This is a genomic window from Halomonas sp. MMSF_3323 (assembly GCF_030733595.1).
GTDB classification, from domain to species: Bacteria; Pseudomonadota; Gammaproteobacteria; order Pseudomonadales; family Halomonadaceae; genus Halomonas; species Halomonas litopenaei.
Genome location: NZ_JASHIT010000019.1, coordinates 34354 through 49030, shown reverse-complemented (window position 1 = coordinate 49030; position 14677 = coordinate 34354). Strand labels below are relative to the sequence as shown.

At 66.0% G+C, this 14677-nt stretch carries 10 protein-coding genes; 1 reads left to right on the top strand and 9 read right to left on the bottom strand.

The window, feature by feature from the left end:
• Positions 1-33 precede the first annotated feature (33 nt).
• A complete protein-coding gene (locus RBB39_RS11330; RefSeq protein WP_045993401.1) occupies positions 34-1260 on the bottom strand; it encodes a bifunctional alpha/beta hydrolase/OsmC family protein in 1227 nt (408 codons plus the stop codon).
• Between the two features lie 232 nt (positions 1261-1492).
• Positions 1493-2440, bottom strand: a complete 948-nt coding sequence (locus RBB39_RS11325; protein ID WP_045993400.1) for an RluA family pseudouridine synthase — start codon at positions 2438-2440, stop codon at positions 1493-1495.
• A gap of 569 nt (positions 2441-3009) precedes the next feature.
• Between RBB39_RS11325 and RBB39_RS11320 the strand changes: the two genes are divergently transcribed.
• Positions 3010-6543: an Rne/Rng family ribonuclease gene (locus tag RBB39_RS11320; protein WP_306169095.1), complete on the top strand. Its 3534-nt coding sequence runs from the start codon at positions 3010-3012 to the stop codon at positions 6541-6543.
• A gap of 142 nt (positions 6544-6685) precedes the next feature.
• Here the strand turns inward: RBB39_RS11320 and murB are convergent, their stop codons facing one another.
• The 7 genes from murB to RBB39_RS11285 form a co-directional block, all read right to left on the bottom strand.
• The gene (gene murB / locus RBB39_RS11315; protein WP_239452566.1) at positions 6686-7657 is read right to left on the bottom strand and encodes a UDP-N-acetylmuramate dehydrogenase; all 972 of its coding nucleotides are present in this window, start codon (positions 7655-7657) and stop codon (positions 6686-6688) included.
• A gap of 26 nt (positions 7658-7683) precedes the next feature.
• Complete coding sequence (locus RBB39_RS11310) at positions 7684-8154, bottom strand: low molecular weight protein-tyrosine-phosphatase (protein ID WP_045993397.1); 471 nt, start codon at positions 8152-8154, stop codon at positions 7684-7686.
• Positions 8155-8177: 23 nt separating this feature from the next.
• On the bottom strand, positions 8178-8957 hold the full coding sequence (gene kdsB / locus RBB39_RS11305) for a 3-deoxy-manno-octulosonate cytidylyltransferase (protein WP_045993396.1): 780 nt from the start codon (positions 8955-8957) through the stop codon (positions 8178-8180).
• A gap of 14 nt (positions 8958-8971) precedes the next feature.
• Positions 8972-9193: a Trm112 family protein gene (locus RBB39_RS11300; RefSeq protein ID WP_045993429.1), complete on the bottom strand. Its 222-nt coding sequence runs from the start codon at positions 9191-9193 to the stop codon at positions 8972-8974.
• A 41-nt stretch (positions 9194-9234) separates the two neighbouring features.
• Positions 9235-10287, bottom strand: a complete 1053-nt coding sequence (lpxK, locus tag RBB39_RS11295) for a tetraacyldisaccharide 4'-kinase (protein ID WP_045993395.1) — start codon at positions 10285-10287, stop codon at positions 9235-9237.
• Positions 10288-12024, bottom strand: a complete 1737-nt coding sequence (gene msbA, locus RBB39_RS11290) for a lipid A export permease/ATP-binding protein MsbA (RefSeq protein WP_045993428.1) — start codon at positions 12022-12024, stop codon at positions 10288-10290.
• A 146-nt stretch (positions 12025-12170) separates the two neighbouring features.
• Complete coding sequence (locus RBB39_RS11285) at positions 12171-14612, bottom strand: DNA internalization-related competence protein ComEC/Rec2 (protein WP_306169094.1); 2442 nt, start codon at positions 14610-14612, stop codon at positions 12171-12173.
• Positions 14613-14677 lie beyond the last annotated feature (65 nt).

Below are 14677 nucleotides of genomic sequence, written 5' to 3'. Positions count from 1 at the left end.
ACTAGCAGTGACAGCGGCCTGCGCCCGCCAAGGCTAGTCGGCCAGCCGAGTCACCACCCTGGCCTTGCCCTCCAGCGTCAGATGCACCGGACACAGGTCAGCGATGGCCAAGAGCTTGTCGCGGGCCTCCTGGTCGAGATCCCCCGTCAGGAAAAGGACACGTTCGAAGTGGTCGATTTTGCCACTGGTCGCCTCGCACTCGCCACAATCCTTGGCGTGAATCTTGTCATGGGAGACGTCCACGGTGACATCATCGAGCGGCAGCTTCTTGCGCCTGGCATAGCTGCGCACCGTCATCGCCGTGCAGGAGCCGAGCGCCGCCGCCAGCAACTGGTACGGCGTAAAACCGAGATTGGTCCCACCGTAGGAAAGCGGCTCGTCGGCCAGCAGGTGGTGCGCACCCGCCACCACGTCCTGGCGAAAGCCTGCGGGATCGGCTTCGGATACTCGGGTGACACCTTCAGGCGCTCCCGCGGGGGGCTTCGGCGCCTCCAGGCCCAGATAGCGCGACGCCCAGCCGACGATGACCTCGGCGGCGTACTCGGCGTCCTGGGGCCGGGTCAGCAGATGATCGGCGTCATCCAGCGAAACAAAACTTCTGGGATGACGGGCGGCGGTGAAGATGGCCGAGGCGTTTTCGATCTCCACCGTTTCGTCGTTGGGCGCGTGCAGCACCAGCAGCGGACGCCCCAGGTTCTCGATGCGCTCGTGCTGACGCTGACTCTGGAGATCCTCGATAAAGGCCTTGCGGATGGTAAAGGGACGGCCTGCCAGGACCAGCTCGGCCTCCCCTTCGCGTTCGATGACGTCGAGGTTCGAGCCGAAATTGTGCACCACATGAGCCGGGTCGTAAGGCGCCCCGACGGTGGCTACCGCCTTGACCCCGGGCAGTCGCTCGGCGGCGGCGATCACCGCCGCACCGCCCAGCGAATGGCCGACCAGCAGAGACGGTGACAGCCCACGCCCCTCGAGATGCTTGGCAGCGGCCACCAGGTCATCCACGTTGGAGCTGAAATGGGTATTGGCGAACTCACCCTCGGAATGACCAAGACCGGTGAAATCGAAGCGCAATACCGCCACGCCCCGCGACACCAGTCGTGCCGCGATACGCTTGGCGGCGAGGATATCCTTGGTACAGGTAAAGCAATGGGCGAAGATCGCCACCGCCTGGGGCTCACCCACCTCCGGCCGGTCGAACCTCGCTGCCAGCTGGTTGCCGTCGTGGCCGGGAAACTGTTCTCTTTCGCTGATGACACGCATGACCGTCCTACCCTCCGAAGACTCATGGGCGCATCGCCGGCACAAACCGCCGATGCCTTACCTGAATCCTTGGCCGAGGACGATCGTTTGGCAACCTGGCTCGCCTGCCCGGCGCGGGCTCACCACGTCCGCCAGACACAGCGATTCACCCACACTTGCTCATTTAGCGCACTGTAATTTCAGTCTTTCTTGCCACAAGGCCGGCACCAGGCAAGGCCGCCGGCGACATCTTTCACTGTCGCCGCCGAGCCTTGTCGAGCACAGTTTCCAGGGCATCGTCGAGGGGAGCGCGAATCTGCACCGGCCGCTGACTGGTCGGCTCGGGGAAGGTCAGCGAGGCAGCATGCAGAAACAGGCGATCCAGCCCCAGTTCGCGACCGAGGCGAGCGCCCTCTCGGGTACCGTACTTGTCGTCGCCCAACAGCACGTGTCCGGCGTGGGCAGCGTGGACGCGAATCTGATGGGTACGCCCGGTGATCGGCTCCGCCTCCACCAGGGTTGCACCGGCAAAGGTCTCACGCACACCAAAGCGGGTCCGAGCCACCTTGCCCTGCGGATCGACCCTGACTCGACGCTCGCCGTTGCCGGCATCGTAGCGATCCAGGCGGGCACTGACGAAATCCCGACGGGCTGGCCAGCGGCCTGCCACCAGCGCCAGATACTGCTTGTTCATCTTGTGCTGCTTGAGTGACTGGTTCAGCGCAAGCAGCGCCGGCCGGGACTTGGCCAGCAGCAGACACCCTGAGGTATCCCGATCCAGCCGATGCACCAGCTCCAGGAAGTCCAGGTCCTCGCGCACCTGCCGCAGCGCCTCGATCAGTCCGATCTTGACACCACTGCCGCCGTGCACCGCCAGTCCCGACGGCTTGTTCAAGACCATCCAGTCTGGCCCTTCCAGCAGCACGCTGCCGGCCAGCAGATTACGCAGATTATCGCTGACCTCGCGCACTGCCTCCTGCGGTGCCAGCTTGAGCGGGGGAATACGCACCAGATCGCCAAGCGCCAGACGGGTATCCGCCTTGACCCGCTTCTTGTTCACGCGCACCTCACCCTTGCGCACGATGCGATACACCAGCGAACGGGGGGCGCCCTTGAGGCGACTCATCAGAAAATTGTCGACGCGCTGGCCGACCTGGCCTTCGGTCACTTCCACCCACTGCACTTCACGCCCTTCGGCCACGCTGTCACCCCACTCGAAACCCGCAATAAAGCGCCATTCTAGCGCAGCTTGTCGCCAATTGCTGACCCCTGGCATTGCTGTTATATTGCTTGTTCGCTCCCCGGGTCCGATTGACCCCTGCAAGCGCCTGCACGACTAGACACGCAGGCCCGAGCGAAACGTGACTGACACAGCGTTTGCCACAGAGGCCGCGACGACCCACAGAGGTCCCGCCGCCGATGTCAAGTGACAACACCGAGCCCGGCGCGCCCCACCCCAGCTGGATACCTTTCCGAAGGGATGGGGCGTCGCCGGGAGACGTACAACACCGTGCCGGAGGCCGGCAGCGGTGAATCGATGAATGCCAGGTGTTGGCGGTGACGGCAGGACCGGATGGGCAAGGCCCCACCGAGACACGTCCTCCCTCCGCCCCGTACTCAACATGATCATGCCGTGACGTTCCTGATGAAGTAACGTCGCGGCCGGGCGCAGCTTCCGCGACATGCGCTGAGCACAAGCACGCTGCACCAACGGTTCACCCTTGCCGTTGCCCATGGGCGCCCTCCGGCGCGCCCATATTGCGAGACAACATGAAACGGATGCTCATCAACGCGACCCAGCCCGAAGAGCTGCGTGTCGCCCTGGTGGATGGACAACGCCTGTACGACCTGGACATCGAATCCGGTGCCAGGGAACAGAAAAAAGCCAATATCTATCGCGGCAAGATCACCCGCGTGGAACCCTCCCTCGAAGCCGCCTTTGTCGATTTCGGCGCCGAACGCCACGGTTTTCTGCCCCTCAAGGAAATTGCTCGCGAGTACTTCGTCAAGGAGCCTTCCGGCCGCCCCAGCATCAAGGAAGTACTGAAGGAAGGTCAGGAAGTCATCGTTCAGGTCGACAAGGAAGAGCGTGGCAACAAGGGCGCTGCCCTGACCACCTTTGTCAGCCTGGCCGGCCGCTTCCTGGTGCTGATGCCCAACAACGCCCGCGCAGGCGGCATCTCGCGTCGCATCGAGGGCGAGGAACGCGCCCAGCTGAAGGAAGCCATGGGCCAGCTCAGCGTGCCCGACAAGATGGGCCTGATCGTGCGCACCGCCGGTATCGGTCGGTCGCCCGAAGAGCTGCAGTGGGACCTCGACTACCTGGTACAGGTGTGGGAATCCATCACCGAGGAAGCCGGCAAGCGCGCCGCCCCCTTCCTGATCTACCGCGAGTCCAATGTCATCATTCGCGCCATGCGCGACTACCTGCGCCAGGATATCGGCGAGGTACTGATCGACAGCCCCGAGGTGCACCAGGAGGCGCTGGCCTTCATTCGCCAGGTGATGCCGTCCTACCAGCAGAAGATCAAGCTTTACGCCGACGAGGTGCCGCTGTTCTCGCGCTTCCAGATCGAGTCGCAGATCGAGACCGCCTACGAGCGTGAAGTGAAGCTGCCCTCCGGCGGCTCCATCGTGATCGACCACACCGAGGCACTGGTGTCCATCGACATCAACTCGGCGCGAGCGACACGCGGCAGTGACATCGAAGAGACCGCGCTGCAGACCAATCTGGAGGCGGCCGACGAGATCGCTCGCCAGTTGCGCCTGCGTGACATCGGCGGCCTGGTGGTCATCGACTTCATCGACATGGGGCCAGCACGCAACCAGCGCGAGGTCGAAAACCGCGCTCGCGATGCCCTCAAGCTCGACCGCGCCCGGGTACAGATCGGCCGTATTTCGCGCTTTGGCCTGATGGAAATGTCGCGTCAGCGTCTGCGTCCGTCCCTCGGCGAAACCAGCGGCGTGGTATGCCCCCGCTGTGACGGCCAGGGCACCATCCGTGACGTGCGTTCGCTCTCGCTGTCGGTCATGCGCCTGATCGAAGAAGAGGCCATGAAGGAGCGCAGCGCTCAGATCCGCGCCATCCTGCCGGTGCCTGTCGCTACCTATCTGCTTAACGAGAAGCGCGCCATCCTGGCCGATATCGAGCGTCGCCAGGGCGTCCGCGTGGTCATCCTGCCAAGCCCGGACATGGACACCCCCCACTACGACGTCCAGCGTCTGCGCGACGACCACGTCGACGAGGAAGGCACCGCCAACGCCTCCAGTTTCGAGCTGTCCACCGACACCGAGGTCGGCAAGGAGCCCGACGCCGCCTTCGGCAAGCCGGTGCAACGCGCCGAAGCCGCGGTCAAGAGCGTGGTCCACAACGCTCCTGCCCCCGCTTCCTTGAGCCAGGAAGAGGCCGCCAGCGAGGACAAGCCCGCACAGCCGAGTCGCCAGCCCAGCGCTCAGGGCGCTCAAGCTGGTCGCCAGGCCTCGTCGTCCAGCCGCAGGCAGAGCAGCCCTCAGGCTAATCGCCAGCCAGGCCGTCAGAGCCCCGCAGAGTCTCGTCAGGCGGTTCAGAACGCCGGCCTGTTCGGTCGACTGGTCAAGGGCTTCGCTCGCTTCCTCGGCGGCGAGGAAGAAACCAGTAACGGCGCCGCGAGCGGCAGCCAAGGCTCGAGCAGCACACGCACTCAGTCCTCGAGTCGCGACGACAATGCTCAGCGCGGCGCCCAACAGCGCAGCGACAACGGCCAGCAGCGCGGTAGCGACACGCGCCAGCGCAATCGCCGTGGTGGCAGCCAGAACGGCCAGCGTCAGAGCAGCAACAGATCCAACCGTAGCGATGGCAACAGCCAGGACCGTCGCCAGCAGGATCGCCGCCAGCCGGCCGCCAAGAGCGACGGCCGCAGCGAGACTCGAAACGACGCACGCACCGACAGCAAGGCAGACACTCGAGCCGACAGAAATGACGGCAACGACAACCGCCAGCGCTCTCGCCGTGACGACAATCGTCAGCAGGACAACCGCCAGGCTGAAGGACGTCAGCAAGAGGGTCGTCAGCAAGAGGGTCGTCAACAGGAAAGCCGCCAGCCGGATAGCCGCAAGAGCGACGACAACAAGTCGCCCCGTTCGGCCAGCCGCGGTGAAACGCAGCAGGCAGATGCTGCCAGCAGCGATGCTGCCAAGGACAGCAAGCCCAAGCGCACCCGCAACAATCCGCGCAACCGCAGCCGCAAGCAGGCCATCAACCCCGAGGCGCTGAAAGAGCAGCAACGCCTGCAGGCGGAAGCGGCCGCGGCTCAGGAAGCTCAGCCCGAGGCGGGCCAGGCAAGCGCTACGGAAGCTACGGCCGAACAGACCCAGCCCGAAGCAAAAGCCGAAACAAAAGCCGAAGCCCCCAAGACTGACGCCAAGGCCGAGGCTCCCAAGGCTGACGACAAGCCCGTCGAGAAAGCTGCAGAGAAAGCCAAGCCAAAAGCCGAAGCCAAGGCCGAGACTTCCAAGGCTGACGACAAGGCCGACGTCAAAGCCGAAGCCCCCAAGGCGGATACCAAGCCCGTCGCCAACGCCGAGGCTCCCAAGTCGGACGACGCCAAGCCCGTAGAGAAAGACGAGCCGAAGACCGAAGCCAAGGCCGAGGCCGAGGCTCCCAAGGCTGACGCCCAGCCTGAAGCTGCAGCCAAGGCTCCCAAGGCTGACGCCCAGCCAGAAGCAGCAGCCAAAGCTCCCAAGGCTGACGCCCAGCCTGGAGAGAAAGCCGAAGCCAAGGCCGAGACTCCCAAGGCTGACGCGCAGCCTGCAGAGAAAGCCGTCGAGAAAGCTGCAGAGAAAGCCGTCGAGAAAGCCGAGCCGAAAGCCGAAGCCAAGGCCGAGGCTCCCAAGACTGAGGCCCCCAAGGCCGAGACGCCAAAGGCTGACACCAGGCCTGCTGAGAAAGCTGCAGAGAAAGCCGAAGCCAAGGCTGAAGCCCTCAAGGCCGAGACTCCCAAGGCCGAGGCTCCCAAGACTGAGGCCCCCAAGGCCGAGACGCCCAAGGCTGACGCCCAACCTGCAGAGAAAGCCGTAGCGAAAGCTGCAGAGAAAGCGGAGGCACCCAAGGCCGATACCAAGGCGGAAGAGAAAGCCGAGGCGCCCAAGGCTGACGCCAAGGCCGACGACGCCAGGACAGAAGCCAAGGCAGAAGACGACGCCTTGAGTGGCGCCACTGATGATGGCCAGGCGCCTCGCCGCCGTCGCCGTCGCCGGGCCCACAACGACCCGCGCGAGCGTCGCAAGCTCGAGGCCGAAAAGGCAAGTGACGGCCACAACAGCTGATCACTCGCCGGAAAGCAAAACGCCCGCGTCCAAGGACGCGGGCGTTTTCATTTATGCGCTTTCGATAGTCACACAGCGCCTTCGGCGCCGGCCAAGTCAGGTGCTGGCCAAGTCAGGTGCTACTAATCAGGCCAGATGCTGGTCAGGCCAGACGCGGCTCTCGTTCGAGCGTCACACCGAAGCGTTCGGCGACCCGCGCGGACACCTGGTCGGCGAACGCCAGCAATTCCGTGGCATTGCCGCCACCGTGGTGCACCAGCACCAGCGCCTGACGATCATGGACGCCAAAGTGACCCTGTCGCCAGCCCTTGAGGCCGCACTGATCGATCAGCCACCCCGCCGCCAGCTTGACCCGTCCGTCTTCCAGTTCATAGGCCGGCATACCCGGATAGCTCTCACGCAGCGCCCCGGCACGCGCTGCCTCGACCACAGGATTCTTGAAGAAGCTGCCGGCATTGCCGAGCTGCTCTGGGTCGGGCAGCTTCTCGCGGCGCACCTGGCAGACCGCCTCGGCCACCGCCAGAGGGCCGGGGCTCTCCCCCAGCCGGGACGCCAGATCGCCGTAGCCAAGCTTCGGCGCGCCGTGACGGCTGACCCTCAAGGTGAGGTCGGTGATGATGACCTTGCCGTCCCACTCCCCCTTGAAGCGGCTCTCCCGATAGCCGAAGCCACAGGCACCAGCCGGCAAGCTTTCCACCGCACCACTGTCGCGATGGACCAGGGTCACCGACTCAAGCACATCGGCCAGTTCGACCCCATAGGCACCGATGTTCTGTACCGGTGCCGCACCACAGTGCCCGGGTATCAGCGCCAGATTCTCGATGCCCCACCACCCCTTCGACGCCAGCGCCATGACCAGTCGATGCCAGTTGACCCCGGCACCGACATGCACCAGCGCATCCTGTCCGCGCCGCTCGACCCACCAGTAATCGAGCCGCGGTCGCAGCGTCATCCCCGGCAGATAGTCGGGCAGAATCAGATTGCTGCCGCCGGAGAGCAGGGTCAATCGGCGGTCTCCGACCTGCCTGATCAGGGAGGCGAGCTGATCACGACTGAAGACGTCGACGACCTCTTCGGCGACACAGGGCAGCCCCAGGGTATTGGCTCGGGTCAAGTCCTGATCGAGGCCTATGACGGGCCTCAAGAGGACGCCCCCAGACGCTGCGACAAGGTGGCCACCAGGCCATCGGCGGCTCGCTCGATCATCGCGTAGACGCCATCGAAGCCGCCCTCGTAGTAGGGGTCCGGCACCGCAACGCCGGGCTCCCCGGCGAACTCCATCAAGAGGCCGATATGGGCCTGGCAATTCGCCGGCGCCTGGCGCTCGAGCACGCTCAGGTTGTCGGCGTCCATCGCCAGCAGGTAGTCACATGTTTCGAAATCGGCGGCCTTTAGCTTGCGACCGCGCAGCTTCGATAGATCGATTCCCCGCTTGCGCGCGGCCTGCTGGGCGCGGGCATCCGGTGGCTCACCCACGTGCCAGGGCCCGGTGCCGCAGGAATCCAGCACCACCCGGTCCGCCAGACCGTGCTCCTCGAGTCGCTGCCTCACTACCCCCTCGGCGGTGGGCGAGCGGCAGATATTGCCCAGACATACGAACAGTACCCGCATGCTTGTCTCCTGATCGTTGGCCTTCACTGGTCCGGCGACGTCTGCTGGCCGGCGAAATGGGCGCGAACCCGCTCAAGATCCTCGGCGGTGTCCACCCCCGCCCCGGGCGTCTGCTCGGCCAGCGCCACCTGGATGGCGTGCCCATAGTGCAGCGCGCGCAACTGCTCGAGCTGTTCGAGCTGTTCGATGGGAGCCGGCAGCCACTGGCTGAAGGCCCGCAGAAAGCTCGCTCGATAGGCATAGAGGCCGATATGGCGTAGCCAGGCGTCGGTGGTGAGCAGCGTCGGAGGCTCACGAAAGCCCTCCCGGTCCCAGGGCATCGGGGCGCGAGAAAAGCTCAGCGCCCTGCCCGATGCGGCCCGGGTTACCTTGACCACATTGGGGTTGAACAAGGTGTCGACGTCGCCAATGGACTCGGCCAGGGTCGCGACCGAGGCGCCCTCGTCGCGCATCAGCCGCCCCGCCACCTGATCGATCAGTTCGGGCGGCAACAGCGGTTCGTCCCCCTGGACGTTGACCAGCACCGCCTCGTCCGGCAGCGCCAGGCGCTCGACCACCTCCGCCAGCCGATCGGTCCCGGTGGTATGGTCCTCGCGGGTCATCACCACCTCGGCGCCCAGTTCGAGCATCACGCTTTCGATGCGCGCATCGTCGGTGGCGATCACCACTCGACTCGCCGAGGAGCGCCGGGCCTGGTCCCAGACCCGGGCGACCATGGGGCGGCCGGCGATATCTGCCAGCGGCTTTCCGGGCAGACGACTCGAGCCGTAACGCGCCGGTATGACAACGATAAAATCCTGCATCGGCTAGCGCTCCTTCACGTCTGGTCCGTGCTGGAGGCGCCCCGCCCGGGGTTGGTCTTGAGGGTCTCGTCGACCTCCATGACCCGCGCCTCCTCGACCAGCATCACCGGGATGCCGTCACGGATCGGATAGGCCAGGCCATCGAACTGGCAGCATAGCTCGCCGGCATCGCGGTCGTAGCGCAGCTTGCCCTGGCACTGGGGGCACACCAGCATCGCCAGTAGTTCCTTGTCCATCATCGTTTCTCCTGTTGAATTTGAGCCTTCGGCGGCAGTGCTCAGTCACTCTGCCGCTGCGCGATCCCGGTATCATGAGCGACCCGCGCATCGTCGGTGCCTCGCCAGGCGGACACTCGCCGATCGAACCAGGCCACGAAGGACGCCTCGGGTCTAGCCTCGACATCCAGGGCCCAGCAATCGTCGGGAACAAAGCTTCGACACTTGACCGCATCCTTGGCGGTCATCACCACAGGTCGCTGGTCGCTGGTCGTCAGGTCGGCCGGGCTGAACCGGTGGTGGTCGGAAAAGGGGGCCGGTCGATGGGCGACCCCCAGCTCCGACAGGGTGGTAAAGAAACGCTCCGGATGACCGATCCCTGCCACCGCGGTGACCGGCGTGGCGAAAGGCAGCGGCGTCAGTGGACGCCGCTCGTCGTCACCGACCCTGCGCCAGCAGGCGGGCTCCAGTTGCATGGTGAAGCCGTCGGCGGCAAGCGCGCTCGACGATTCGCCGTTGACGATCAGCGCGTCGATGCGCTCCAGCCGCTCCAGCGGTTCGCGCAGCGGCCCTGCCGGCAGGCAGCGCCCGTTGCCGAAGCCTCGCTTGCCGTCCACCACCACCACCTCGAGATCACGCCCCAGGGCATGGTGCTGAAGACCGTCGTCGGTGACGATGACGTCACAACCGGCATCGATCAGGCACTGGGCCCCACGCGGGCGGTCCGGGTCGACCACCACCGGCAGTCCGGTCTGATCGGCCAGCATTCGCGGCTCATCGCCGCTGGCCGCTACTGGTGTATCGGCGGCAAGGTGCAGCGGGTAGCCATCGGCCTTGCCACCGTAGCCCCGTGACAGAATCCCGGGGCGAAAGCCGCGTTCAGCCAGGTGCCGCCCCATCCAGGCGACCAGCGGCGACTTGCCGGTGCCGCCGAGAGTCAGGTTGCCGACCACGATGACGGGTACCGAAGCGCGCCACACCGGCTTGTCGCCACGCGCAAAGGCGTCGGCTCGCCGGCGTACCTCGCGGCGATAGAGCGCCTCCAGCGGCCGCAGGACGGCAAGCCAGGGAGCCCCACGATAGGCCGCCTCGAGCCAGCGCTGCCCAAGCCCCATCTACGCCTCCTGGAATTGCAGCTGGTGCAACGCGGCGTAGGCACCGCCGTCGCGTTCCAGCAGCTCGGCGTGGGAGCCCTGCTCGATGATCTCGCCCTGCTCCATGACCAGGATGCGGTCGGCCCGTTCGATGGTCGACAGGCGGTGGGCGATGACCAGGGTGGTGCGATCCTTGCAGACCTCTTCCAGGGCCGCCTGGATATGGCGCTCGGACTCGGTGTCCAGCGCCGAGGTCGCCTCGTCGAGGATCAGGATGGGAGCATCCTTGAAGATCGCCCGAGCGATCGCCATGCGCTGACGCTGACCACCGGAGAGCATCACGCCGTTATCTCCGACCAGCGCCTGGTAGCCGCCGGGCATGCGCTCGATGAACTCATGGGCGTGGGCGGCGCGGGCCGCTGCCTCGATGTCAGCTGGATCGGCATCGGGGACCCCGTAGGCGATGTTCTCGGCGATGGTGGCGTTGAACAGGGTGACCTGCTGGGACACCAGCGCAATCTGCTGTCGTAGCGCCGTCAGCTGGTACTCCTCGATGGGGGTACCATCGATCAGGATACGCCCGCCCGTCGGTCGGTAGAAGCGCGGCAACAGGCTGACCAGGGTCGACTTGCCGCTGCCCGAGCGGCCGACGATGGCCACCATCTCGCCCTTGCGCACGTCCAGGTCGATGCCCTTGAGCACCTCGGGCTGATCGTCTCCGTAGGCGAAACGCACCTGTTCGAGCTGTATCCGCCCCTGCAGGCGCTCGGGCATCAGGGTTCCGGTATCGCGTTCCTCAGGCTCGTCGAGCAGCCCGAACAGTTCACTGGAGGCAGCGATACCCTTCTGGATGGTGCCGTTTATCTCGCTGAGCGAGCGAATCGGCTTGGCCATCAGCGAGGCGGCGGTGATGAAGGCCACGAATTCGCCCGGCGTCATGTTGTCCATCAGCGCCGGTGACATGGCAAGCCACACCAGCAGCGCCAGCGACAGTGCCACCAGCATCTGGATGACCGGGGTGCTGGTGGCCTTGGTCAGGGCCTCCTTCAGGCTCTGGCGACGGTTGACTTCACTGGCGTCGTGGAAGCGCCCCATCTCGTATTTCTCGGCGCCGTGGGTACGCACCACGCGGTAGCCGGTCAAGGCCTCGGAGGCGACGTGGGTGACGTCCCCCATGGAGCGCTGGATGCGCTTGGAAATGCGCCGAAAGCGCTTGCTGGCGTAGCTCACCACGCCACCAATCAGCGGCGTCACGGCCATGAACAAGAGCGTCAGCATCCAGTTGGTCCACAGCAGATAGCCCAGCAGGCCGAGTACAAACAGGCCCTCCTGGAGGATTACCGTGATCGCCTTGGTGCCTGCGCCGGTCACCTGCTCCACATGGTAGGTCACCCGCGAGATCAGGTGGCCGGAAGAATGATTGTCAAAGAAGCGCCCCGGCAGGCGCAGCATATGGTTGAAGACGTCACAGCGCAGCGCGTGCACCATGTTGCGTGCGACGTTGCTCATGAAGTAGGTGCCGAGAAAGGTGCCGACACCCCTGGCGCCGAACATGCCGACGACGAACAGCGGCAGAAACAGACGAAAGGCGGCATCGGGATTCTGGATGCCATCGATCAGGCGCTTCATCATCTCGGCCAGGGCGGTACTGGACGCCGCGTAGATGGCGTAGCCGACCACGGCGACGAGAAAGGACTTCCAGAAGGGTTTGACGTAACCAAGAAGACGCTTGTAGAGCGTCCAGCCGGAGTATTCGATCACGTTGGCTCCAGTTGCGAGGGAATCGGTCCTGTCTGGCCGCCGCGGATGGTCCAGGTGGCGATCACCCGGGCCCGCACGGCCGTCTGCCGCCGACAGCGGACGCGGCGTCGCTCCTGGCCGGCCGACACACAGGGCAGTGAGATTCAGTGCCGCGATTCTACCCCATGGCAGGGGCCTTCGACACCGCCACCGGTCAGACGGGGATGGATACCCTGCGCCGCCGCTATCCCGGCCTGGGACAAGAGGATGTTCACTCGCCCATCCACAGCGGTGTCCATCAGGCAACTGCCGGCGCGTCGCAGGCGACGCACCACCTGGTCGGCAGGATGACCGAAGCCATTGTAGGCACCGCGGGAAATCACCGCCAGGCGGGGCGGCCTGGCCGTCACCAGGGCCTCGCCGGTGCTGTCCGCGCTGCCATGATGCCCCACCACCAGAACCGCAGGCGCCAGCGGCAAGCGCGGGATCAGGAAGCGCTCGACGCGTTTTCCCGCATCGCCGGTAAGCAACACGCTGCCACCGGCGGTACTCACCAGCAGCACGCAGGAGCGATCATTGCTGCCATGCCCGGCAACGTCGCTTGCCGTTGCGCTGCCGGCCGAGGCAGGCGGCCACAGAAAGGTGAAGTCGACACCGTCCCAGCGCCAGCCCTCCCCGGCATGACAAGGGTGTCGCGGCACGTGCGCCGACAGCGCCAGCGTCTCGCCCTCGGGGTGCCTCCAATGAGCCACCCGGTGATCGCGCGCCAGGCTGGCGAGTCCTCCTGCGTGGTCCTGGTCGGCGTGGCTGATCACCACCTCGTCGAAGGCTTGCGGAGCTGCCCAGATGGACGCCAGCGGCGTAAAGCCGGAGCGAAAGCGAGGACCGCTGTCGTACAGCAGTCGATGACGGGCGGTGATCAGCTCCACCATCAGCCCCTGCCCCACGTCCCAGACCATCAGCCGTACCTCGCCCGGTCCAGGCCTGCCACCGAAGGCCGGCATCATCGCCATGGCCGCAACAAGTGCCAGGAGGCTTGCTGATCGCAGCCCGGCACCCAGGCCAGGCAGCAACAGCAGCGCGCCCAGGCCCAGCAGCAGAATGCCCAGCGTCCAGCGCCCTCCTTCTCGCAGTGACAGACCGGGTGACAGTTCGGCGAACATCCGCAACGACGCCAGCATCACCTCGAGGCCCGCTTCGAACAGCCACCAGCTCGCCATCGCCGCCTCAGACGACACCGTCGACAGCACCCAGCCCAGCATCCCCAGCGGCACCAGCACCAGCGTCACCAGGGGTACCGCGACCAGATTGGCCAAGGGGGCCAGCGGCGACATCGTACCCAGGGCCAGCAGCACCAGGCCCGCCATGGGCAACGCCAGCAACAGCTGGGTGCGCAGCAGCACCGTCAAGGCGCCCTTGATGCCGGAGGTCGCCTGCCTGCCCTGCCACATCAGGATCAGCAGGGCCACAGCACCGAAGGACAGCCAAAGCCCGGGGCGCCACAGCGCCAGAGGATCCCACAGCACGACCACCGCCCAGGCCAGTGCCCAGCCCTGCCACGGCGAAGGAGAATGCCGCCCCCCGGCCACCCAAAGGGCAATAAGGACCATCACCAGTGCCCGCAGCGCCGGCGGTTCGGCGCCGACCAGCCAGACAAAGCCGGTGGTGGCCGTTGCGGCGGCCAGCCACGGCCAACGCAACAGCCGCCAGCGCCCCGGCTGAATCAACCGCGCCACCAGGCGCGACAGGGTCAGCGCCAGCGCTGCCACCAGGCCCACGTGCAGCCCGGACACCACCGCCAGATGGGTCGTCCCGGTGGCGTTGAGCAGCGCCCAGTCGTCGGCCTCGAGCCGCTCGCCACGGCCCAGGGTCAAGGCCGCCAGCCAGCGCTGCGTCGTCTCATGCAGCGGCTGGCCATCGAGCTGTCGCAGCAACGCCCGGCGTGGGTCCTGGGGGGCGGCGGCCAAGCGTTGCGGCGGCGGTTGTGCGAGGACCGATCCGGTGGCGTGAATCCCTTCACGCCACAGCCAGCGGCGATAGTCGAAGCGCCCGGGATTCGCGAGGCCACCAGGTGGGCGCAGTCGTACATCGAACCGCCAGCGCTCACCGACGGCCATCATCGTGCGCGCTGTTGCCGACGCGGCCCCGACCTCGCCGTCCATGGGGCTATAGCGACTGACCCGTATCCGCTCGAGTCCCGAGCAGTCAGGCAGTCCGGCTTCCAGCGGACGGCAGCTCTCGACCCTCATGGTCAGACGCTGCAGGCCATCGCTCTGGCGACTTGCCAACACCCGCCCCTCGACCGTCAGCGGTACCCCGGCAAGCCCCGAGGGCAAGCGGGCCGCCTGCTGCTGCAACAGACAGCCAAGCACCCACAGCCCGGCCAGACACACCAGCAGCGGCGCTGTTCGACGCAAGGCCAGTGATACCAGTGCCGCCGCTGTCAGCAGATTCAGGCCGAGGGCGGCCTCGGGCAGCGTCAGACCGACGCCTCCAAGGACGCAGCCCAAGGCCAGCGCCCATGCCAGCGAGAGAGAACAGGTGCCTTGCCAGAGGCGGCCTGACGGCCGACGCATCGATCTTTGCCAATCTTCGTCAGATTCCATCGCCCTCTCTCTGGAGCCCTGGAGGCTTGGGGCCCCGAAGCCCTGGAGCATTGGAGCCCTGGAGG

Coding starts and splice junctions, on each gene's coding strand:
- RBB39_RS11330 (WP_045993401.1), bottom strand. CDS start 1,260: ATGCGTGTCATCAGCGAAAGAGAACAGTTTCCCGGCCACGACGGCAAC.
- RBB39_RS11320 (WP_306169095.1), top strand. CDS start 3,010: ATGAAACGGATGCTCATCAACGCGACCCAGCCCGAAGAGCTGCGTGTC.
- RBB39_RS11310 (WP_045993397.1), bottom strand. CDS start 8,154: ATGCGGGTACTGTTCGTATGTCTGGGCAATATCTGCCGCTCGCCCACC.
- kdsB (WP_045993396.1), bottom strand. CDS start 8,957: ATGCAGGATTTTATCGTTGTCATACCGGCGCGTTACGGCTCGAGTCGT.
- RBB39_RS11300 (WP_045993429.1), bottom strand. CDS start 9,193: ATGGACAAGGAACTACTGGCGATGCTGGTGTGCCCCCAGTGCCAGGGC.
- lpxK (WP_045993395.1), bottom strand. CDS start 10,287: ATGGGGCTTGGGCAGCGCTGGCTCGAGGCGGCCTATCGTGGGGCTCCC.
- RBB39_RS11285 (WP_306169094.1), bottom strand. CDS start 14,612: ATGGAATCTGACGAAGATTGGCAAAGATCGATGCGTCGGCCGTCAGGC.